Annotated in this window: 17 protein-coding genes; 9 read left to right on the top strand and 8 right to left on the bottom strand. The window is 73.8% G+C overall.

The genetic code is table 11. The features are described from left to right. Nucleotides 1-10: 10 nt before the first annotated feature. From CP982_RS32265 to CP982_RS32255, 3 genes are read right to left on the bottom strand one after another with little or no spacing between them, the layout of a single operon-like run. A complete protein-coding gene (locus tag CP982_RS32265) occupies nucleotides 11-2,401 on the bottom strand; it encodes a xanthine dehydrogenase family protein molybdopterin-binding subunit (protein ID WP_150513672.1) in 2,391 nt (796 codons plus the stop codon). Nucleotides 2,402-2,405: 4 nt separating this feature from the next. Next, entirely contained in the window at nucleotides 2,406-2,999 is a 594-nt protein-coding gene (locus CP982_RS32260; RefSeq protein ID WP_150513671.1) for a (2Fe-2S)-binding protein, read from the bottom strand. Further along, on the bottom strand, nucleotides 2,999-3,889 hold the full coding sequence (locus CP982_RS32255; RefSeq protein WP_150513670.1) for an FAD binding domain-containing protein: 891 nt from the start codon (nucleotides 3,887-3,889) through the stop codon (nucleotides 2,999-3,001). The genes CP982_RS32260 and CP982_RS32255 overlap by 1 nt, the downstream gene beginning before the upstream one ends. 455 nt (nucleotides 3,890-4,344) lie before the next feature. On the opposite strand from CP982_RS32255, the gene CP982_RS32245 reads away from it, so the two are divergent. Both CP982_RS32245 and CP982_RS32240 read left to right on the top strand, forming a co-directional pair. Further along, nucleotides 4,345-6,063, top strand: coding sequence for a PucR family transcriptional regulator (locus CP982_RS32245; protein WP_150513669.1), 1,719 nt, complete (start codon nucleotides 4,345-4,347; stop codon nucleotides 6,061-6,063). A 163-nt stretch (nucleotides 6,064-6,226) separates the two neighbouring features. Continuing rightward, nucleotides 6,227-7,003: a hypothetical protein gene (locus CP982_RS32240; protein WP_144321604.1), complete on the top strand. Its 777-nt coding sequence runs from the start codon at nucleotides 6,227-6,229 to the stop codon at nucleotides 7,001-7,003. Between the two features lie 141 nt (nucleotides 7,004-7,144). On the opposite strand, the gene CP982_RS32235 is transcribed toward CP982_RS32240, so the two are convergent. Continuing rightward, on the bottom strand, nucleotides 7,145-10,207 hold the full coding sequence (locus tag CP982_RS32235) for an alpha-mannosidase (protein ID WP_150513668.1): 3,063 nt from the start codon (nucleotides 10,205-10,207) through the stop codon (nucleotides 7,145-7,147). A gap of 164 nt (nucleotides 10,208-10,371) precedes the next feature. Between CP982_RS32235 and CP982_RS32230 the strand changes: the two genes are divergently transcribed. After that, nucleotides 10,372-10,851, top strand: coding sequence for an ATP-binding protein (locus CP982_RS32230; RefSeq protein ID WP_150515823.1), 480 nt, complete (start codon nucleotides 10,372-10,374; stop codon nucleotides 10,849-10,851). A gap of 86 nt (nucleotides 10,852-10,937) precedes the next feature. Here CP982_RS32230 and CP982_RS32225 read toward each other — a convergent pair whose 3' ends face one another. Beyond that, nucleotides 10,938-11,990: a DUF2637 domain-containing protein gene (locus CP982_RS32225; RefSeq protein ID WP_150513667.1), complete on the bottom strand. Its 1,053-nt coding sequence runs from the start codon at nucleotides 11,988-11,990 to the stop codon at nucleotides 10,938-10,940. Between the two features lie 226 nt (nucleotides 11,991-12,216). Continuing rightward, nucleotides 12,217-13,086, bottom strand: coding sequence for a (2Fe-2S)-binding protein (locus tag CP982_RS32220; protein ID WP_150513666.1), 870 nt, complete (start codon nucleotides 13,084-13,086; stop codon nucleotides 12,217-12,219). Nucleotides 13,087-13,289: 203 nt separating this feature from the next. Here CP982_RS32220 and CP982_RS32215 point away from each other — a divergent pair, with 203 nt between their 5' ends. Next, nucleotides 13,290-13,976, top strand: a complete 687-nt coding sequence (locus CP982_RS32215; protein ID WP_372503450.1) for a GntR family transcriptional regulator — start codon at nucleotides 13,290-13,292, stop codon at nucleotides 13,974-13,976. Between the two features lie 159 nt (nucleotides 13,977-14,135). Here the strand turns inward: CP982_RS32215 and CP982_RS32210 are convergent, their stop codons facing one another. Then, a complete protein-coding gene (locus CP982_RS32210; protein WP_150513664.1) occupies nucleotides 14,136-15,878 on the bottom strand; it encodes a pyruvate dehydrogenase in 1,743 nt (580 codons plus the stop codon). 54 nt (nucleotides 15,879-15,932) lie between these two features. Beyond that, complete coding sequence (locus CP982_RS43270; protein WP_425329811.1) at nucleotides 15,933-16,919, bottom strand: protein phosphatase 2C domain-containing protein; 987 nt, start codon at nucleotides 16,917-16,919, stop codon at nucleotides 15,933-15,935. Nucleotides 16,920-17,496: 577 nt separating this feature from the next. On the opposite strand from CP982_RS43270, the gene CP982_RS43265 reads away from it, so the two are divergent. From CP982_RS43265 to CP982_RS32180, 5 genes are all read left to right on the top strand, one after another. Continuing rightward, complete coding sequence (locus tag CP982_RS43265; protein ID WP_150513663.1) at nucleotides 17,497-17,748, top strand: hypothetical protein; 252 nt, start codon at nucleotides 17,497-17,499, stop codon at nucleotides 17,746-17,748. A gap of 273 nt (nucleotides 17,749-18,021) precedes the next feature. Further along, the gene (locus tag CP982_RS32195; protein ID WP_150513662.1) at nucleotides 18,022-19,029 is read left to right on the top strand and encodes a helix-turn-helix transcriptional regulator; all 1,008 of its coding nucleotides are present in this window, start codon (nucleotides 18,022-18,024) and stop codon (nucleotides 19,027-19,029) included. Nucleotides 19,030-19,104: 75 nt separating this feature from the next. Next, nucleotides 19,105-19,590: a DUF456 domain-containing protein gene (locus CP982_RS32190; RefSeq protein ID WP_150513661.1), complete on the top strand. Its 486-nt coding sequence runs from the start codon at nucleotides 19,105-19,107 to the stop codon at nucleotides 19,588-19,590. Between the two features lie 106 nt (nucleotides 19,591-19,696). Then, the gene (locus tag CP982_RS32185; RefSeq protein WP_150513660.1) at nucleotides 19,697-20,074 is read left to right on the top strand and encodes a PPOX class F420-dependent oxidoreductase; all 378 of its coding nucleotides are present in this window, start codon (nucleotides 19,697-19,699) and stop codon (nucleotides 20,072-20,074) included. A gap of 152 nt (nucleotides 20,075-20,226) precedes the next feature. Next, on the top strand, nucleotides 20,227-20,760 hold the full coding sequence (locus CP982_RS32180) for a hypothetical protein (RefSeq protein WP_150513659.1): 534 nt from the start codon (nucleotides 20,227-20,229) through the stop codon (nucleotides 20,758-20,760). Nucleotides 20,761-20,771 lie beyond the last annotated feature (11 nt).

Genomic DNA, 20,771 nt, shown 5'->3' with positions numbered 1-20,771 from the left:
GGGGGGGCGGTCAGGTTCCGGTGAGGTGCTCCGGGCGGACCGGCGTCCTGTTCAGTTCGAGGCCCGTCGCGTTCCTGATGGCGGCGAGCACCGCCGGGGTCGACGACAGGGTCGGGGCCTCGCCGATGCCGCGAAGCCCGTACGGGGCGTGCTCGTCGGCGAGTTCGAGGACGTCGACCGGGATGGTCGGCGTGTCGAGGATGGTCGGGAGCAGATAGTCCGTGAAGGACGGGTTCCTGACCTTCGCGGTCTTGGGGTCGACGACGATCTCCTCCATCACCGCGATGCCCATGCCCTGGATGGTGCCGCCCTGGATCTGGCCGAGCACGGAGAGCGGGTTGAGCGCCTTGCCGACGTCCTGCGCGCAGGCCAGCTCGATCACCTTGACCAGGCCGAGCCCGGTGTCGACCTCGACGACGGCACGGTGCGCGGCGAAGGAGTACTGGACGTGGCCGTTGCCCTGCCCGGTGCGCAGGTCGAAGGGCTCGGTGGGCCGGTGGCGCCACTCCAGCTCGATGTCGACGGCCTCGCCCTCCAGGACGTCCACGAGGTCGGCCAGGACCTCGCCGCCGTCGGTGACGACCTTGCCGCCCTCCAGGAGGAGTTCGGCGGTGGCCCACGCCGGGTGGTACGTGCCGAACTTCGCCCGGCCGATCTCCAGGACCTTCTCGCGGACGGCCTCGCAGGAGTTCTTGACCGCGCCGCCGGTGACGTACGTCTGGCGCGACGCGGACGTCGACCCCGCGCTGCCGACCTGGGTGTCGGCCGGGTGGATGGTCACCCGCGTGACGCCGAGTTCCGTACGGGCGATCTGCGCGTGCACGGTGACGCCGCCCTGGCCGACCTCGGCCATCGCGGTGTGCACGGTGACGACCGGCTCGCCCGCGACGACCTCCATGCGGACCCGGGCGGTCGAGTAGTCGTCGAAGCCCTCGGAGAAGCCGACGTTCTTGATGCCGACCGCGTAGCCGACGCCCCGGACGACGTCCTCGCCGTGCGTGGTGTTGGACAGGCCGCCGGGAAGCTGGCGCACGTCCGAGCCCTCGGTGGTCTCCCACTGGCGCTCGGGCGGCAGCGGCATCGCCTTGACCCGGCGCAGGAGTTCGGCGACCGGGGCCGGGGAGTCGACCGGCTGCCCCGTCGGCATGATCGTGCCCTGCTCCATGGCGTTGAGCTGCCGGAACTCGACGGGGTCCATTCCGAGCTTCGCGGCCAGTTTGTCCATCTGCGCCTCGTACGCGAAGCACGCCTGGACCGCGCCGAAGCCGCGCATGGCGCCGCAGGGCGGGTTGTTGGTGTACAGCGCGACGGCCTCGATCTCCACGTCGTCGACGACGTACGGGCCGACGCTCAGCGAGGAGGCGTTGCCGACCACGGCCGGGGACGCGGAGGCGTACGCGCCGCCGTCCAGGACGATCCGGCACTTCATGTGCGTGAGCTTGCCGTCCTTGGTGGCCCCGTGCTCGTAGTGGAGCTTGGCGGGGTGGCGGTGGACGTGCCCGAAGAAGGACTCGAAGCGGTTGTAGACGATCTTGACGGGCTTGCCGGTGCGCAGCGCCAGGAGGCAGGCGTGGATCTGCATCGACAGGTCCTCGCGGCCGCCGAACGCGCCGCCGACCCCGGCGAGCGTCATCCGGACCTTGTCCTCGGGCAGGCCGAGCACCGGGGCGATCTGCTTGAGGTCCGAGTGCAGCCACTGGGTGGCCACGTACAGGTCGACGCCGCCGTCCTCGCCCGGTACGGCGAGGCCGGACTCGGGGCCGAGGAAGGCCTGGTCCTGCATGCCGAAGGTGTAGTCGCCCGTGACGATCACATCGGCCCGCTCGGCGGCCGCGGCCGCGTCGCCGCGGACGATCGGCTGGCGGTGCACGATGTTCGGGTGCGGGACGTGGCCCGCGTGGTGGTCGTCGCGGCCCTCGTGGACGAGGACCGCGCCCGGCGCCGTCGCGCTGGCCTCGTCGGTGATGACGGGCAGCTCGCGGTACTCGACCTTGATCTTGGCGGCGGCGCGGCGCGCGGTCTCCGGGTGGTCGGCGGCCACCAGGGCCACCGGCTCGCCGTGGTGGCGGACCTTGCCGTGCGCGAGGACCGGGGTGTCCTGGATCTCCAGGCCGTAGTTCTTCACGTCGGTCGGCAGGTCGTCGTACGTGAGGACCGCGTAGACCCCGGAGGTCGCCAGGGCCTCGCCGGTGTCGATGGAGACGATCTCGGCGTGCGCGACCGGGGAGCGCAGGATCTGGCCCCACAGCATGTCCTCGTGCCACATGTCGGACGAGTACGCGAACTCGCCGGTGACCTTGAGGGTGCCGTCCGGGCGCAGCGTGGACTCGCCGATGCCGCCCTTGGTCTGCGACCCCTGGGTGACGTTGGCGGGAATGCCCGTGGTGCGGGTGTCGGCCATGTCCTCAGACCTCCTCGGTCTGGCGCGCGGCGGCGAGGCGGACCGCGTCCAGGATCTTCTCGTAGCCCGTGCAGCGGCACAGGTTGCCGGAGAGGGCCTCGCGGATGTCGGCGTCCGAGGGGTCCGGGTTGCGCTCCAGCATCTCGTCGGCGGCGACGAGCAGGCCCGGCGTGCAGAAGCCGCACTGGACGGCGCCCGCGTCGATGAACGCCTGCTGGACGGGCGAGAGTTCGGTGCCCTCGCCGGTGTGGGAGTCGGCGGGCCCCGCCTGCCAGCGCTTGGCCTGATCCAGGGACACCCCACAGGCGCCCGAGGCCTCAGGGGCGCACCCGGCGTGCTCCGCCCGCTGCTTGGCGAAGTCGGCGAGGCCCTCGACGGTGACGACCTCGCGGCCCTCGACCTGCCCGGCCGCGACCAGACAGGCGCACACCGGCACGCCGTCGAGGCGGACCGTGCAGGAGCCGCACTCGCCCTGCTCGCAGGCGTTCTTCGAGCCCGGCAGGCCCATGCGCTCGCGCAGCACGTACAGCAGGGACTCGCCCTCCCACACGTCGTCGGCTTCCTGCGGCCGGCCGTTGACCGTGAAGTTGACACGCATTACGCGACTCCCTCCGTGCTGCGGCCGTCGCCGCGGTAGGACTCCCAGGCCCAGCCGAGCGTGCGGCGGGCCATGATGCCGACGGCGTGGCGGCGGTAGCTCGCGGTGCCGCGGACGTCGTCGATGGGGTTGGCGGCACCGGCGGCGAGCTCCGCGAACTGCTTGGCGACCGACGGGGTGATGATCTTCTTGCTGTCCCAGAAGCCGCCCTCTTCCAGGGCCGCGTCCAGGAACTCCTCGGCGGCCTTCGCGCGGATCGGGGTGGGGGCCGCGGAGCCGATGCCGGTGCGCACGGTGCGGGTGCCGGGGTGCAGCGCGATGCCGAATGCGCACACGGCGATGACCATGGCGTTGCGCGTACCCACCTTGGAGTACTGCTGCGGTCCTTCGGCCTTCTTGATGTGCACGGCCCTGATCAGCTCGTCCGGGGCGAGCGCGTTGCGCTTCACCCCGGTGTAGAAGTCGTCGATCGGGATCCGCCGGGTGCCGCGCACGGACTCCGCCTCGACCTCGGCGCCCGCGGCGAGGAGCGCCGGATGGGCGTCACCGGCCGGGGACGCGGTGCCCAGGTTGCCGCCGACGCCGCCGCGGTTGCGGATCTGCGGCGATGCCACGGTGTGCGAGGCGAGCGCGAGGCCGGGCAGCTCGGCGCGCAGGTTCTCCATGATGTCGGTGTACGGAACGGAGGCGCCGAGCCGGACGGTGTCCTCGCCGACCTCCCACTCCCGCAGCTCACCGATGCGGTTGAGGTCCAGGAGGTACTCCGGACGCCGGTGGTCGAAGTTGATCTCGACCATGACGTCGGTGCCACCCGCGATCGGCACAGCCGTGGGGTGCTCGGCCTTCGCGGCGAGCGCCTCCTCCCAGCTGGCGGGGCGAAGGAAGTCCATGAGTGGCTCTCTCTTCGTAATCGTGCGTCGTCATCGTGCTCGGTGTTCGTACGCGGTGCGCGCGACCGGGGGCGATGTTGCTGATCGTGAACGCCTGTCGCGGTCTTCCGGGGGAAGCGGCTGTCCGCCTTCCGGGTGGCGGCGGGGGCGCGGCTTCCGAGTGGAGGCGATCGATCCGGCCATGTGGGCCGTACGCCTCTCGACTGCTCGTTCATGTCCTGTTAACGCGGAGTGGGGCAAGTACACCGCCCGCTCCTCCGATGGGGTCAGTCACCGAAACCATGAAGGAGTTGGCAGGCCAAGCCGCGAGTCTTGTAGATTCATATGAAGAACAGGCCCCAGTAACCTCTTCGGATTCCCCCGGAAACCGCCAGGACGCCGGGGCCCACGGCCCCCGGACCCCCCGGCGCGGCCGGGCGCACACGAAATCGAGACAGATCGGCGGCGACGACACCATGCGGCTGCGCGCACTCCTTGACACCGACGCGCTGGGCCTCAGGCTGCTCGGCGGCGAGGACGAGCTCGACCGCACCGTGCGGGGCGTGATGACCACGGACCTGCGCGACCCCAGCCGCTATCTGGGCGGCGGCGAGCTGGTGCTCACCGGCCTCGCCTGGCGCCGGGACGCCGCCGACACGGAGCCCTTCGTCCGCATCCTCGCGACCGCCGGGGTCGCGGCGCTCGCCGCGGGCGAGGCCGAGCTGGGCGACATCCCCGAGGACCTGGTCGAGGCCTGTGCCCGGCACCGGCTCCCGCTCTTCGCCGTCAACGAGTCGGTGGCCTTCGCGACGATCACCGAGCACGTGGTGCGCCAGGTCTCCGGCGAGCGCGCGGGCGACCTCGCGGCCGTCGTGGACCGGCACCGCCGCCTGATGACGTCGGGCCCCGCGGGCGGCGGCCCGGACGTGGTCCTCGACCTGCTCGGCTCGGACCTGGACCTGCGCGCCTGGGTGCTCTCCCCCGCCGGGCGCGCCATCGCCGGGGCGGCCGCGGGCGCGCCCGGCCTCTCGGCCCCGATCCGCGCGCGGCTCGCCGGGGAGCACCTGGCCGCCGCCCGCACCGGGCGGCGCGGCCCGCACCGGGTGGCCGTGGACGGCCTCACCTACTCACTGTTCCCCATCCGCTCCAGCGGCCGGGGCAGCGCGGGCGCCTCCCGGGACGTGCGCGAGACCGTGCTCTCCGACTGGCTGCTCGCCGTCGAGGCCGACGCGGGCGACTGGCCCGAGGAGCGGCTCGACCTGCTCCAGGGCGTGACCCAGCTGATCGCCGTCGAGCGGGACCGCAGGGACGCGGCGCGCACGGTGCGCCGCCGCCTGGCCCAGGAGGTCCTCGAACTGGTCCAGACGGGTGCCGCCCCCGCCGAGATCGCCGCGCGGCTGCGGGTCGCGGCCCCTGTGCTGCTTCCCGGGCTCGGCGCGGCCCCGCACTGGCAGGTCGTGGTGGCCCGCGTGGAGTGGGACGACGTACAGGGCGGGCCGTCGGCCGACGCCGCCGGCGGGCGCCGCGCGGGGATCGAGAGCGGTCCCGTCGCCCAGGCGCTCCTGGAGGAGATCCTCGTCGACCCGGCGACCGCGGGCCCCGACCCGTCCGACCGGATCGCCGTCGCGCACACCGGCGACGAGGCCATCGCCCTGGTGCCGCTCCCGGCGATGTCCCCGGAGGCCGAGGGCGGCGACGCGGGCCTGCTCGCCGACGCGCTCCTGGCCGCCGTGCGCGAACCCCTCGCGGCGGGCCTCGCCGACGACGGCCGCCTCACCCTCGGCGTCAGCGCGGCCGTGCACTCGGCGGAGGGCCTGCGCGGCGCCCTGGAGGAGGCCCGGCACGCCCGCCGGGTCGCGGCCGCACGCCCCGGCCGGGTCTGTGCCGCGGGCCACCAGGAGCTGGCCTCCCACGTGCTGCTGCTGCCGTTCGTGCCCGACGACGTGCGCCGCGCCTTCACGGCCCGGCTCCTGGACCCGCTGCGCGAGTACGACCGGCGCCACCGGGCGGAGCTCATCCCCACCCTGGAGGCGTTCCTCGACTGCGACGGCTCGTGGACGCGCTGCGCGACCCGGCTGCACCTCCACGTCAACACACTGCGCTACCGCGTGGGCCGAATCGAGCAGTTGACGGGCCGTGACCTCGCGCGCCTGGAGGACAAGCTGGATTTCTTCTTGGCATTGCGCATGAGCTGAGCCACGCGCGCGGGCGTGAACCGGTCGGCGTAGCCCAAAACGACACCATCCGCCTCCCCCAACTTTGTGAAATCCTTCACCCACCCCCTTGGCCAGGCGCGCCGATCCGTGCTGAGATTCGCCCACGACTCAACAGCTCAATGGTGCGCTAGGGGAGGGCAACGTGGCGCATACCGCCATGTCTGGTACGGGAAATGGCTCAGGGCACGATCCACTCCAGACCGCGGTATGGCGGCTGCGCTCGCGCGGCTGCTGGACCGACGCCGCAGCACTGCTCGCGCCCCGGGAGGGCGCGGCCGCCGCGCTCCAGAGAACCTCCCTGCTCGTCGAGCGCTGTCTGTTCACCGGGGAGGGGTGGGGCGAGGCCGAGGACAGCCTGCGGACGGCGGAGGCCGTCGCCGACGATGACGACGCGCGCGGGGCCGCGGCCTGCGAGCGCGGTCAACTCGCCTACGCCGCCACCGTGTTGGGGGTACGCGACCGGGCCGACGAGGCCCGTACCGCGCTCGGCCGGGCGGCCGCGCTGCTCGCCCCCGGGGCGATCGGGCGGGCCCTGCTCGACTTCCGCCGCGGCCTGGTCGCGGAGCACCTCGCCGACTCGCCGCAGGCCGCGCGCGCCGCGTACCGGCGCGCCCACGCCGGGGCCACCGCGCACGAGGACTCCCTCCTGCTCTCCTTCACCTGGCGGCACCTCGCCGGACTCGCCCTGCGCGAGGGGGAGTTGGCGGAGGCCCGGCACGGCTTCGCCGAATCCCTGCGGCTGCGGGAGGAGTTGGGCTTCCTCGTCGGCACGGCCCCCGCGCTCGCCGCCCTCGCCGACGCCGAGCCCGAACCCGAGTCCTCCCGCCTGCGCGCCGAGGCCACCCGCCTCTTCCGCCTCCTCGGCGGCGTCCCCTCCTGGCTGGCCCCCCAACTGACCCCACCGGCCCCGGCCGCGTAGCCCTCGCGGAGTGCCCCAGACCCGCCCCTCGTCCTCAAACGCCGGACGGGCTGAAACTGTCCGCTGGGCCGCAGTCGAGATCATTTAGCCCGTCCGGCGTTTGAGGACGAGGCCGAAGGCCGACGCGCCGCGAGGGGACCCCTACGCCGGCCGGAGCCTCAGTGTCAGGATCTGGAAGGGCCGCAAGGAGAGGGTGAGGCCCGCGCCGGTGGTGGTGGCGGGGTGGAGGGGGCGTTCGAGCAGATCCGTGACCTCGGCGTGGGCGACGGCGAACGCCGAGGTCAGCACAGCCCGAGCCCGCCCGCCCCGGGACTCGTAGAGGCGCACCACCACATCCCCGCTCCGGTCCTCCGCCAGCTTCACCGACTCCACCGTCACCCCGGGATGGTCGACCCGCACGAGCGGCGCGACGTCGCCCGCCTCCGCCACCCGCACCGGCAGGTTCAGCGCGAGCCCCTCGGCCACGGCGTCCCCCACCTCGGCCCCGGGAAGCAGCGCGTACGTGAACCGGTGCGGCCCCAGGTCCGTCTCCGGGTCCGGGCTGTGCGGCGCCCGGAGGAGCGTGAGGCGCACGGTGGTGCCGAGCCCGTCGGTGTGCTCGGCGCGCGTCACGTCGTGCCCGTACGTCGAGTCGTTGAGGACCGCGACCCCGTACCCGTCCTCGCCCACCCGCAGCCATCGGTGCGCGCAGATCTCGAACCGGGCAGCGTCCCAGCCGGTGTTGGCGTGCGTCGGCCGGTGGACGTGCCCGAACTGGATCTCCGCCGCGGACCGTTCGGCGTGCACGTCCAGCGGGAAGGCGGCCTTGAGCACCTTCTCCGACTCGCGCCAGTCCACGTCCGTGACCACGTCGATGCGGCGGGCGCCCGCCGCGAGCCGCAGCTCCTGCGTGATCCGCGAACCGATCCCGAAGGCGCGTACGACCCGTACGGAGGCGCGCAGCGGCCCGTCCTCGACCAGCTCCACGGACTCCGCGGCCGTCAGGTCGGTGTGCCGGTGGCGGTAGTGCTTGTCCAGGTCCCAGGCGTCGTAGCGGGTGGGGTGGTCCGGATGGAGCTGGAGGAGGTTGCCGCGGGTCCCGGGCGCGAGGACCTCGCGGTCGTGGTCCAGGTCCCGCACGGAGGCGAGCAGCCCGTCGGCGTCGACGGTCACGCGCAGGTGCTCGTTCGTCAGGATGATCTCGGTGCCGGTCCGCGTCGCCGACGTCACCGCCTCCGGTGCCCGCTCGTGATCTGCGGCGACGGCGAGAGCGCGGGTGCCGAAGGGGCCCACGTGCACATGCGTGAGCGCGCCGTCGTGCTCGACGACCTCGCTGCGCGCGTACGGCGACGCGTTCAGGACACTGACCTCGCCCGCGCCGAGGTGACGTACCGCGTCCGCGGTGATGCCGTCCAGCTCGGCGAGCACGCGTGCGTAGGTGTCCCGCGCCTCCCGGTGCACCCACGCGATGGACGAGCCCGGCAGGATGTCGTGGAACTGATGCAGCAGGACCGTCTTCCACAGCCGGTCGAGGGCATCGTACGGATAGGCGTACCCGGGGTCCTTGAGCGCGGCCGTGGCGCACCACAACTCGGCTTCCCTGAGGGCGTGTTCGCTGCGCCGGTTGCCGCGCTTGGTGGCCGCCTGGGTGGTGTACGTCGCCCGGTGCAGCTCCAGATAGAGCTCGCCGGACCACACCGGCGCCCGCTCGCCGTACTCCTCCTCGGCCGCGGCGAAGAACGCCGACGGCTTCTCGATCTCGACCCGCGGCGAGCCCTCCAGGGACCGCAGTCTGCGGGCCCGCTCCAGCATCTCGCGGGTCGGCCCGCCCCCGCCGTCACCCCAGCCGAACGGCACCAGGGAGCGGGTCGCGCGCCCCTTCTCCGCGAAGTTCCGCTCGGCGTGGGCCAGTTCGGAGCCGAGGAACTGGGAGTTGTAGGTGTCCACGGGCGGGAAGTGCGTGAAGACGCGCGTGCCGTCGATGCCCTCCCACCAGAAGGTGTGGTGCGGCATCTTGTTGGACTGGTTCCAGCTCAGTTTCTGGGTGAGGAACCAGCGCACGCCCGCGAGCCGCGCGAGCTGCGGGAAGGCGGCCGTGTACCCGAAGGAGTCGGGCAGCCAGATCTCCTCGGTCTCGACCCCGAACTCCTCCTGGAAGAAGCGCTTGCCGTGCACGATCTGCCGGGCCAGGGCCTCCCCGCCCGGCATGTTCGCGTCCGACTCCACCCACATCGAGCCGACGGGCGCCCAGTTCCCCTCGGTCACCGCCTTCTTGATCCGCTCCCAGATGTGCGGCTGGTGCTCCTTGACCCACGCGTACTGCTGCGCCTGCGAGCAGGCGAAGACCAGCTCCGGATAGTCACGCGCGAGCGCGGTCACGTTCGCGAACGTCCTGGACGCCTTGCGCACCGTCTCGCGCAGCGGCCACAGCCACGCCGAGTCGATGTGCGCGTGCCCGGCGGCCGACACGCGGTGGGAGCTGGCGTGCGCGGGCCGCGCGAGCACCTCGGCCAGCTCCGCGCGGGCCGCGGCGGCGGTGCCCCGCACATCGTGCAGATCGAGCGCGTCGAGCATGTCCTCCAGGGCCCGGAGGATCTCGTGGCGCCGCGGACGCGCCGCGTCCAACTCGCCCATCAGCTCCGACAGGACCTCGATGTCCAGGAGCAGATGCCAGACGGCCTCGTCGAGTACGGCCACGTCGGCAGCGGCGAATCGGTACATCGGCCGATCGCCCGCGGTCAGGACGTCGCCGAGCGGGGTCGGTACGAAGTCGTGCAGGACCGCCGGGTTGGCCGCCGCCTCAAGCAACAGGCGCACCGGCTCGCCGCCCTGGGCGCGGGCCACGACGGGGACGTGCCGGTTGCGCGGGTGAATGCCCTTCAGCGGGACCCCCGCGGCGTCGTGGACGAGGCCCTCGACCTGGAACCCGGGCCCCTCGCCGGTGAACCCCGGGTCGAGGACCACCTCAACGCGCCGCCCGCGCCACGCCTGCGGCACCTGCCCCTCGATGCGGAACCAGCTCGTCGACCAGGGCCTTCCCCAGGCGGTGCCGGTGCCGAAGGGTTCGTACGCCGCCGCGAGCGCCTCGGTGACGGGCACCGGTTCGCCCGGCGCGTGCCACACCGACAGCGTGAGCGGCACGCGGTCGGCGTACTGGGCGGGCCGGAGGAACTGCCGCACCGCGCGTTCCAGGCGCTCCTCCACCAGCAGTCGGTCGTCGTGCACGGCGGCTCCTCCACATGGTCGATCCCGAGTGGTACTCGGCTTCACTTCCCCTCAACCCATCGGCGCATCCGCTTCGTTGGTTGACGAATGGACATGAGTGGCGCCAAGTGGGGCGGGCATGCATCCCGTGAGCATGTTCGATGACGGACTTGTGGGCGGGGGTCATGGCCAGGTACGCGCAAGGAGGTGCCGCCATCGGTTGGGGGGCGGCCTCAGTGAGACGAGAGGACCATCAAGTCGACGGTGTGACGGGTGAGAGCGGGCTCCAGCTGCGGCGCAGACTGGGGCGCTCCGACCTCAGGGCGGTGTCCGAGGCCCGGGCGGCGCTGCGGGACCTGCTGCGGCGCTGGGGGCGCGCCGACTCGTCCGACGTGGCCGAGCTGCTCACCAGCGAGCTGGTGACGAACGCCCTGGTGCACACGGACCGGGACGCCGTCCTGACGGCGACGGTGGGGCCGCGGCGGCTGCGGGTCGAGGTCCGGGATTTCGTGGGCCGGCGGCCACGGGTGCGGACGCCCGCGGCGGGCGACGCCACGCACGGCCGCGGCCTCATGCTCGTCCAGTCCCTGGCGGACGCGTGGGGCGTACGGGCGCACGGCGTGGGCAAGGCGGTCTGGTTCGAGCTGGACGCGGACCGCCTCTAGCCCGCCGCTCCTTGAACGCCGGACCGGCTGAATGCCCACGGCCCGAGCCGGAGACTTCCAGCCCGTCCGGCGTTGCCCCATGAGGGTCAGCCGAACTGCTGCTCCAGGTCCTTCAGCTTGCGCTCCAGGGAGTCGAGGCGGGGGATCGTCTGCGTGTCGTCCTCGGCCGTGAGATCGACCGTCACGGTCTCAGGGCCGCCCTTGACGGCCTGGAGGGAGGGACGGGACCGCACGGGCAACTGCTCCTGCTGCGGCGGCGCCGCTATGGCAGGGTCCGCGCCGACCTGCGCGGACCCCATCGACTGCGGCACGGCCGGGACGTCGGCCTGCCGACCCCCGCGCCCGTGGTAGCCACGGCCCCTGCTGATGGCCTTCAGCTGTGCCCGCGACAGCTTCTCCTGGTCGCGGCGGCGCGTCCTGGCCTGCTCCTTCTCGCGCCGGTCCTCGCGGACCTCCTCGACGGCCTCGTCGAGCGTGCGCACGCCCTCCAGGAGCATCAGCGACCACGCGCCGAAGGTCTCCCGGGGCGCCCGCAGCCACCGTACGATCCGGATCTGCGGCAGCGGCCGCGGTACGAGGCCCTGCTCGCGCAGGGCGGCGCGGCGGGTCTGCTTGAGCGCCCGGTCGAAGAGGACGGCGGCGGACAGGGACATCCCGGCGAAGAACTGGGGCGCGCCCGCGTGGCCGAGCCCGCGCGGCGCGTGCACCCAGTTGAACCAGGCGGCGGCCCCCGCGAACGTCCACACCAGGAGCCGCGAGCCGAGCGCCGCGTCCCCGTGGCTGGCCTCGCGCACCGCGAGCACGGAGCAGAACATGGCGGCCCCGTCGAGCCCGAACGGCACCAGGTACTCCCAGCCGCCCGACAGGTTCAGGTTCTGCCGGCCGAAGCCGACCAGGCCGTGGAAGGAGAGGGCCGCGGCGACGGCCGCGCAGCAGAAGAGGAGGACGTAGGAGGCGGTGCCGTAGACGACTTCCTTGCGCCTGCGGCGCTCCTCGTTGCGTTCCCACGAGTCGTCAGCGGCGGCCGCCTTCGTCTGGGCTTTCTTGCCCCGTGCGAGCACCGCCACCGCCACTGCCATGCCCAAGAGCAGGACGCCGCCGGGCAGCAGCCAGTCCAGCGATATGTCGGTCAGTCTCATCTGGGGTCCCTTGCGTCGCGGTAGGGCGTTTCGGGCGCCATAGTGACCCACGCCCGACGGCGCTCAAGGGGTTTTCCGGCAAGAGGACGCCAAGTGGGTGGCAAGGACCGCGCCACGCCGGGAATCGTTCGAACTACTGCCAGGAATATGCGAGTTGAGTTCGATTAGACGGGCGCGCGGGGACGACGGGACGGGCCGGGGCCCGGGCGGAGCGGACCTGAGCGGGTCAGGCGGCGGCCTCGGCGGCCAGCTTGGCGACGCGGTCCGCGTCGCACATCCGCGGGCAGGTGACGCAGGTCTCCTCGGGCCGCAGCGTGTAGAACATGCAGCAGCTCGCGCGGTCGCGGGTGGGCAGCTTCTCGCCGTTCGGCCCGGTCAGCTCGCGGAAGGCGGCCGTGCCGACGTACGGCTTGGTGGCGCCGGGAAGCAGCCGCTCCAGCTCGGCGGTGGCGCGCTCCTCCTCGCCGAGGAGGTGGGCGACGTACCAGATGCCCTCGACGATCTCGTCCGTCGCCATGGCCCACAGCGCGCGCCCGCGGCGCCGCATGCGCGGCCCGAAGCCGTCGAGCAGCGGACCCAGGTGCTCGGCCACGGCGGCCCGCACCTCGGCGCGCAGCGCCTCCTCGTCCGGTACGACGGTGGCGCCGGGCAGCGCGGCCGCCGGGTCGCCCGGCAGACAGGCGAAGGCGGTGGGGCGCACGGCCAGCTTGCCGAGCGCGCGCTGGAAGGAGACGTGCTCCACGGGGTAGCGCGGGACGCGGCGGTGCAGGAACCACGGCACGGTGATCAGCAGGACGGCGGGCCAGGCGTAGCGGTGCAGCGCGAAGCTGGCCACGACGTCGGGGCGGGCGCGCCGGCCGTAGTCCTTGAGGACCTGGGCCTCGTCCCAGGCGAGGAACTCCTCGAACTCCGGGCCCGCCTCGGCCAGCCGCGCCACGGAGACCCAGCCGTCGCCCCGGGGCGCCTGTTCGTCCTCGGCCAGCTCCTGGATCCGCAGCCCGGGGTACACCTCGGTGAGGCGGGCGTAGGCGCCCGTGACGGGGCTGTGGCGGGGCGCCGTGTGCCGGGCGCCGGGCTCCAGGGTGGGAACGGACATGCGGGACCGCCGAATCACGATCGATTGCAGGTAAGCCTAACCTTACCCAACATGATCGAGGTTTCAACTGGAGTGCGGTCCGCCTAAGGTGCTTCTCGGGTGATTCGGGTCGTACGTTTCGACCCCGGTGCGATCCCATACGTGACGGGTGGGCCGCGGGGACGCGGGAGCGGGAGGTAACAGTGGAGCGGGCCGGAGCGCGTGTGACGGAGGCCGCCGCCCGCCGCGCCCCCACGAGGGCCCCGGAGCAGGACCCGGGGGCGCGCGGCGGCGTGCGGCGCAGCTCCGTGCGCGGGCAGGTCCTCGACGCGCTGCGGGCCGCGCTCGTCGACGGCGACCTCGCCCCCGGCGAGGTGTACTCGGCCCCCGCCCTCGGGGAGCGCTTCGGCGTCTCCGCGACGCCCGTGCGCGAGGCCATGCAGCAGCTCGCCCTCGAAGGCGCGGTCGAAGTCGTGCCGAACCGGGGGTTCCGGGTCGCGCGGCGCGGTGCGCGGGAACTCGGCGAGCTGGCCGAGGTGCGGGCCCTGATAGAGGTACCGGTGATGCTGCGGCTCGCCCGGAGCGTGCCCGCCGGGCGGTGGGAGGCGCTGCGCCCGCTCGCGGAGGCGACCGTGGCGGCCGCCGCGGCCGGCGACCGGGCCCGCTACGCGGACGCGGACCGGGCCTTTCACCGGGCGCTGCTCGGGCTCTCCGGCAACGGGCAGCTCGTCCAGGTCGCGGACGACCTCCACCGGCGCTCGCAGTGGCCCCTGGTCACCGGCCCCGTGCACGCCCGCCGCGCGGACCTGGTCGCGGACGCGGCCGAACACACGGCCCTCCTCGACGCGTTGGTCGTGGGCGACCTGGGCGTGGTGCAGTCCCTGGTGCGGGAGCACTTCGCGGGCAGCTGAGCCACGCCTTGCCGTCACCGGGGGGCTGCGCCCCCGGGCCCCCGCTCTTTCGGCGCTCCGCGCCTCGTCCTCAAACGCCGGACGGGCTGAAAGTCTCCGGTGCGGGCCGGAGGCCCCCCTGGTTCGGGGAGGGGCGGGTCTGGGGCGCGCCCGCGAGGGCTACGGCCTCGGGATGTTGCGCAGGTTGGAGCGGGCCAGTTGGACCATGCGGCCCACTCCGCCGTCCAGGACGATCTTGCTGGCGGAGAGGGCGAAGCCGGTGACCATGTCGGAGCTGATCTTCGGGGGGATGGACAGGGCGTTGGGGTCGGTGACGATGTCGACGAGGGCGGGGCCCTTGTGGGCGAGGGCGTCCTTGAGGGTGCCCGCGAGCTGCTTGGGCTTCTCCACGCGCACGCCGTAGGCGCCGGCCGCCCGGGCCACGGCCGCGAAGTCGGGGTTGTGGTTGGCGGTGCCGTACGAGGGGAGGCCCGCGACGAGCATCTCCAGCTCCACCATCCCCAGGGACGAGTTGTTGAAGAGGACCACCTTCACCGGCAGGTCGTACTGCACGAGCGTGAGGAAGTCGCCCATCAGCATGGTGAAGCCGCCGTCGCCGGACATGGAGATCACCTGCCGCCCGCGGTCGACGAACTGGGCGCCGATCGCCTGGGGCAGGGCGTTGGCCATGGAGCCGTGGCTGAAGGAGCCGATGATGCGGCGCCTGCCGTTCGGGGTGAGGTAGCGGGCGGCCCAGACGTTGCACATCCCGGTGTCGACGGTGAAGATCGCGGAGTCGTCGGCCAGGTCGTCGAGGACCGACGCCACGTACTCGGGGTGGATCGGGACGTGCTTCTCGACCTTGCGGGTGTAGGCCTTGATCACGCCTTCGAGCGCGTCGGCGTGTTTCTTCAGCATCTTGTCGAGGAACTTGCGGTTCGACTTCGGCGAGACGCGCGGGGTGAGACAGCGCAGGGTCTCGCGCACGTCGCCCCAGACCGCGAGGTCCAGCTTCGAGCGGCGCCCCAGGTTCTCCGGCCGCACGTCGACCTGGGCGATCTTCACGTCGTCGGGCAGGAACGCGTTGTACGGGAAGTCGGTGCCGAGCAGGATCAGCAGGTCGCACTCGTGGGTGGCCTCGTACGCGGCGCCGTAGCCGAGCAGCCCGCTCATGCCCACGTCGTACGGGTTGTCGTACTGGATCCACTCCTTGCCGCGCAGGGCGTGCCCGACGGGGGCCTTGAGCTTCTCGGCGAAGGCCATGACCTCGGCGTGCGCCCCCGCGGTGCCGCTGCCGCAGAAGAGCGTGACCCTGTCCGCCTCGTCGATCATCGCGGCGAGCCTGTCGATCTCGGCGTCGCCGGGGCGCACGGAGGGGCGCGAGGTGACGAGGGCGGTCTCGGCGGCCTTGTCCGGCGCGGGCTCGGAGGCGATGTCGCCGGGCAGCGAGACGACGCTGACGCCGGACCGGCCCACGGCGTGCTGGATGGCGGTCTGGAGCAGGCGCGGCATCTGCTTCGGGTTGGAGATCAGCTCGCTGTAGTGGCTGCACTCGCGGAAGAGCTGGTCGGGGTGGGTCTCCTGGAAGTAGCCGAGGCCGATCTCCGAGGACGGGATGTGGGAGGCCAGGGCGAGCACCGGGGCCATGGAGCGGTGGGCGTCGTAGAGGCCGTTGATGAGGTGGAGGTTGCCGGGGCCGCAGGAGCCCGCACAGGCGGCCAGGGTGCCCGTGATCTGGGCCTCCGCGCCGGCCGCGAAGGCGGCGGTCTCCTCGTGCCGGACCTGGATCCAGTCGATCGCCTCGGTTCTGCGGATGGCGTCCACGACCGGGTTGAGGCTGTCGCCGACGACCCCGTACAGGCGCTTGACCCCGGCGCGGACGAGGATGTCGACGAACTGCTCGGCGACGTTCTGCTTGGCCATGTCTTCATGCACCCCTTCGGTCGCTATGGGTCCATGAATTCACACGGGGCGCGCTCACGCCTCCCAAACGGCGGCGGCCGTCCGGTCGTCGGCGTACCCCTTGACCCGTACTTGGGTGTCGGCGAGGAACGCGGCGAGGCCGGGCGGCCCGCCCTCGGCCCACCGGCGGGTGAGGTGCCGGGACAGCTCGGGCTCGCCGCGCAGCGGTTCGGCGAGGCCGCCCGTGCACAGCAGCAGCGCGTCCCCCGGGCGGGCGACGGAGGCGCGGAAGCGGAAGGGGTCGCGGGGCGGGGCGGGCGCGGGCTCGTACGGGCTCGGGGGCGAGGTGATGCCCAGGTCCATGGTGAGCCGGTCGCCCTCGGGGGTCTCGGTGGGCGGCGAACCGAAGCCGACGACGGCGGCGCCCGACGTGGTGGCGACGCGCGGCTCGATGTCCTGCCACTCGCCGCCGCGCAGCCGGAACAGGCCGCCGGAGCCGACGCCGAAGAACACCCGGGTGCGGCAGCGCGGGTCGGCGGGCAGCAGCAGGCAGCGCAGCGATGCCGTGTACTCGTCCGGCTGGAGGCCGAGGTCCGCGGCGCGGGCGCGCAGCTTGCCGAGGCTGCGGTCGGTGAGCCGGTGAAGCCCTGACTTCAGGTCGCCGCGCCGCGCGGCCCTGATGTCCTGCGCGAGCCGGGCGTGGCTGCGGCCCACGGCGCGGCCGATCCACGCGCAGGCGTCGGCCGCCGCGCGGTGGGCGCCCGCCGTGGCCCGGGCGCCGGTGGCCATGGCGACCAGGACGAGGGCATCGTCGCCCGCGCCGAAGCGGGCCGTGAGCAGCGCGTCCCGGCGCGGCTCGGCGCGGTACCGGGCCGAGTCCCCGCGTACGGAGACCGCGCGCAGCGTGCTGGAGCCGTACCGGGCGCCGTCGAGCACGGTGTCGGCGACGAGGCTGCCGAGGTCGTCCGGGTCGGCCGCGGGCAGGCCCGTCGGTTCGGCCTCGTACGTCGGGGGTCCGTCGCCCACGTACGCCCTCGCGGGAAGTTCCAGGGCCTCGACCACGGGCCCCTGGGCATCCGGCTCCGCCGAGCTCTCCGGGGTGCGCGAGGCCGGAACGGTGGCATCGCTGCTCTCCGTGGAGGAACGGACGGGAGGCGCGGCGGGCCGCTCGGGCGCGGAGGGGAAGGTGACGGGGCCGGCGGGGGTGGCGGGCGTCCAGGGAGCGGGGGCGCGGTAGGTGGGGGGATCCGTGCGCGGGGGTACGGCCGGGGCCGGGCCGGGTGGTGCGGGGGGTGCCGCCGGGGGTGCCGCGGGGCTGCGGGGCGGTTCGACGCCGGGGGGCCGTGCGGGGGCCGGGGGCTGGGCCTTCTCCGACCAGGGCCTGCCGCTCGGGGGCGGGGGCCCGGCACTTGGAGGTTCCGCACCGCCTGCGGAAGGCGAGGGCCTGGCACCCGGCGCCGGGGGTTCGTCCGCCTCTGGCCAAGGCCCGGCGCTCGGGGGTCCCGCGCTGCCTGCCGAAGGCGAAGCCTTGGCGTCCGGCGTACGGGCCGGGGGCTCGGGGGGCCAGGGCCTGCGGGGTGGAGGCGGGGGCTCGGCTCGCCCCGCCGGGGGTTTCGGGCGGAACTCGTCGGGCGGCCTCGTGGGGGCGGGCGGACCGTCGTCGGCGGGCCCGACCCGCGCGCTGCCCGCGGCGTACGTGGTGGCGTCCCGCGGGGCGGACCGGCCGCCCCGGGAATCAGCGGTGGAGGCGGGACCCGGCGGGGCGCCCGCCTCCGGGCCCACCGTGCCCGCGGCCGACGCGAACCGGTCGTCCAGGGAATCGCCCGCGGCCGCGGGCCCCGTGTCGTCCCTCGCCTCGTCGTACAACTGCGCCCACCAGTCGGCCTCCTGACCGGTGGGCCTCTCCCCCTGCTGGCTCATGCCCCTATTGTCCACCGCACAGGCCGTACGAAAACGGTGCATCCGGAAATTCCAGCCGGGGGTGGCGCGAGGTGCCGGGCGGGCCCACCCCCCACGGGAGGACCGCCCGGCGAGGAGGCCACCCTGGCAGACCGGCAGGTGGTGCGGTGATGATGTTCGCGGCGGGTTTACGCCGTGGCCGGTTTCCGCCAGCCAGGGCGGAACAGCAGGAACGCGCCGGAGTGATCGGGGAGGGAGCCGCCGCATGCTGGCCGCTATTGGTCTGGACGAGACGCACGAGGCGGCGTACCGCGCCCTGGTGTCGGTCGGGGCAGCCGACGTGCCGGACCTGGCGCGCCGCCTCACGCTCGCCGAGCCGGACACGGAGCGGGCGCTGCGCCGGCTCGAACGGCACGGCCTCGCCGCGCAGGCGTCGGGCCGGGCCGGGCGCTGGGTGGCGGCGCCGCCCGGCGTGGCCCTGGGCGCGCTGCTCACCCAGCGGCGGCACGAGCTGGAGCAGGCGGAGCTGGCGGCGACGCTGCTCGCCGAGGAGTTCCGGGGCGGGGCGGCCGAGCCCACCGTGCACGACCTGGTCGAGGTGGTGACGGGCGCGGCCGCCGTATCCCAGCGCTTCCTCCAGCTCCAGCTCGGCGCGAGCCGCGAGGTGTGCGCCCTGGTGACGGGCAGGCCGGTCGCGGTGACCGGCATGGAGAACGACGCGGAGGAGCAGGCGGCGAGCCGGGGCGTCGCCTACCGCGTGGTGGTGGAGCGCTCGGTGCTGGCCGCGCCGACGGGCCTGACCGAGATAGCGGAGGCGATGGGCCGGGCGGAGCGGGTGCGGGTCGTGGACCGCGTACCGACGAAGCTGGTGATCGCGGACGGCTCGCTCGCGATGGTGCCGCTGACCTCGCGGACGGCGGAGCCCGCGGCGCTCGTGGTGCACGCGAGCGGGCTCCTGGAGTCCCTCACGGGCCTGTTCGAGGCGGTGTGGCGGGGCGCGCTGCCGCTGCGGCTCGGCGAGGGCGGCGCGGTGCGCGAGGCCGCGGACGGGCCCGACGGCACGGACCTGGAGGTCCTGTCGCTGCTGCTCGCCGGGATGACGGACGCGAGCGTGGCGAAACAGCTCGACCTCGGCCTGCGCACGGTGCAGCGCCGGGTCAAGCGGCTGATGGAGCTGACAGGCGTGACGACCCGGCTCCAGCTGGGCTGGCACGCGTACGAACGGGGCTGGGTGGCCCGCGAGGCGGGCGCCCCGCGACCGGCCCGCGGCTAGCCGACCGGCCCGGGCGCGGAGGCGCGGGGACTAACGCGACCTGCGGTTTCGCACCCGCTCCTGCACCCTGGGCAGATGGGAGCGTGGGAACTCGCACTGGTCGGGGTGGTGATGCTGCTCGGCCTCTGCGGAGTCCTTGTGCCCGGCGTACCCGGCTCGTGGCTGGTGTGGGCCGGGGTGCTGTGGTGGGCGCTCCAGGACCCGCACGGCCTGGCCTGGGGGGTCCTGGTGGGCGCGACCCTGGTGCTCCTGCTGTCCCGGGCGGTGCGCTGGCAGCTGCCGCCCCGGCGCCTTCGGGAGTCGGGGGCGAGCCACCGCCTGGCCGCGTACGCGGGGGCCGGGGCGCTGCTCGGGTTCTGCCTCCTCCCGGTGCTCGGCGCGGCGCCCGGGTTCGTGGGCGGGATGTATCTGGCGGAGCGGCTGCGGCTCGGTGGGCGCGGCGAGGCCGTGACGGCGGTGCGGTCGGCCCTGCGGGCGGGCGGCTGGAGCGTGTTCGTGGAGCTGTACGCGTGTCTGCTGATCGTGGGCGCGTGGGTGGGCGCGGTGCTCGCCAGGGGATGAGCGCCCGGCCGCCTCCGGAGGGCCCCGGGCCCATGACGCCTATGCCGCCCGTGACGTGGGACCGCGCACCGGTGCGCGCACGAGGTCCGCGTGCCAGCCTCACCCCATGACCGAATTCAGCGCGGCCGAGCGCGCGTATCTGAAGTCCCGGCGTCTGGGCAGGCTCGCCACCGTCGACCCGAACGGGCAGCCGCAGGCCAACCCCGTCGGCTTCTTCCCACAGGACGACGGCACGATCCTCATCGGCGGCTACGCGATGGGCACGACCAAGAAGTGGCGCAACCTCCAGGCGAATCCGAAAGTGGCGCTGGTCGTGGACGACATCGTGAGCGAGCGGCCGTGGAAGGTGCGGGGCGTGGACGTCCGCGGCGACGCGGAGCTGCTCACCGGGCCGCACGAGCTGGGCCCGCACCTGAGCGAGGAGCTGATCCGCATCCATCCGCGGCGCATCCACAGCTGGGGCCTGGAGGAGGACGCGGGGTGACGGCGGGCCAGCGGGCGTAAGGCGCGGCGCAGTTGGGGCACGAGGGAGCGCGGGGGCGGCGTTGACACCGGAGAGCGAGCAAGCTTAGGTATGCCTTACCTAACTAGCGAGCCCTCCGGGGTGTCGCTCGGCCCAGAAAGGTGCCCGCACCCATGCGTACGCGTACCCGTGCCCTCCTGCCCGCCGCCCCGCTCATGGCGGCCGCGCTCACCGTCGCCCTCGCGAGTTCGGCGTCCGCCGCCGACGTCACCGCGAAAAGAACGATCACCGACGGCGGCAAGACATACCAGCTCGCCCTGACGGGACCGAACTCGGCGGCGGCCGGGGGCGCCAACGTCACCGTGTCCGGCACCGGTTACAACACCGGGCAGGGCGTCTACGTCGGCCTGTGCGCCGTCGACGGCGCGCCCGGCGCCAACAAGCCGACCCCGTGCCTCGGCGGCCAGGACCAGTCCGGCACCACCGGCGCCTCGCACTGGGTGTCCAACACCGGCGGCGGCACCGTGCCCAACAGCTCCCGCTTCGGCGCGAACGGCAGCTTCTCGGTGAAGATCCACGTGAAGGCCGACCTCGGCGGCGGCAAAGTCTGCGGCGAGACGGTGGAGTGCGCCATCGTGACGCGCGCCGACCACTTCGACTCCGGCGACCGCAAGTACGACGTACACATCCCGGTCACCTTCCAGTAGGCGGGACCGCC

The sequence above is a fragment of the Streptomyces spectabilis genome, from assembly GCF_008704795.1.
GTDB lineage: Bacteria > Actinomycetota > Actinomycetes > Streptomycetales > Streptomycetaceae > Streptomyces > Streptomyces spectabilis.
This window is presented reverse-complemented; position numbering and strand designations above follow the sequence as displayed.

Excerpts from the sequence above, each read along its gene's own strand:
- CP982_RS32265 (WP_150513672.1), bottom strand. The coding sequence starts at position 2,401 with ATGGCCGACACCCGCACCACGGGCATTCCCGCCAACGTCACCCAGGGG.
- CP982_RS32260 (WP_150513671.1), bottom strand. The coding sequence starts at position 2,999 with ATGCGTGTCAACTTCACGGTCAACGGCCGGCCGCAGGAAGCCGACGAC.
- CP982_RS32255 (WP_150513670.1), bottom strand. The coding sequence starts at position 3,889 with ATGGACTTCCTTCGCCCCGCCAGCTGGGAGGAGGCGCTCGCCGCGAAG.
- CP982_RS32245 (WP_150513669.1), top strand. The coding sequence starts at position 4,345 with ATGCGGCTGCGCGCACTCCTTGACACCGACGCGCTGGGCCTCAGGCTG.
- CP982_RS32230 (WP_150515823.1), top strand. The coding sequence starts at position 10,372 with ATGGCCAGGTACGCGCAAGGAGGTGCCGCCATCGGTTGGGGGGCGGCC.
- CP982_RS32225 (WP_150513667.1), bottom strand. The coding sequence starts at position 11,990 with ATGAGACTGACCGACATATCGCTGGACTGGCTGCTGCCCGGCGGCGTC.
- CP982_RS32220 (WP_150513666.1), bottom strand. The coding sequence starts at position 13,086 with ATGTCCGTTCCCACCCTGGAGCCCGGCGCCCGGCACACGGCGCCCCGC.
- CP982_RS32210 (WP_150513664.1), bottom strand. The coding sequence starts at position 15,878 with ATGGCCAAGCAGAACGTCGCCGAGCAGTTCGTCGACATCCTCGTCCGC.
- CP982_RS32195 (WP_150513662.1), top strand. The coding sequence starts at position 18,022 with ATGCTGGCCGCTATTGGTCTGGACGAGACGCACGAGGCGGCGTACCGC.
- CP982_RS32190 (WP_150513661.1), top strand. The coding sequence starts at position 19,105 with ATGGGAGCGTGGGAACTCGCACTGGTCGGGGTGGTGATGCTGCTCGGC.
- CP982_RS32185 (WP_150513660.1), top strand. The coding sequence starts at position 19,697 with ATGACCGAATTCAGCGCGGCCGAGCGCGCGTATCTGAAGTCCCGGCGT.
- CP982_RS32180 (WP_150513659.1), top strand. The coding sequence starts at position 20,227 with ATGCGTACGCGTACCCGTGCCCTCCTGCCCGCCGCCCCGCTCATGGCG.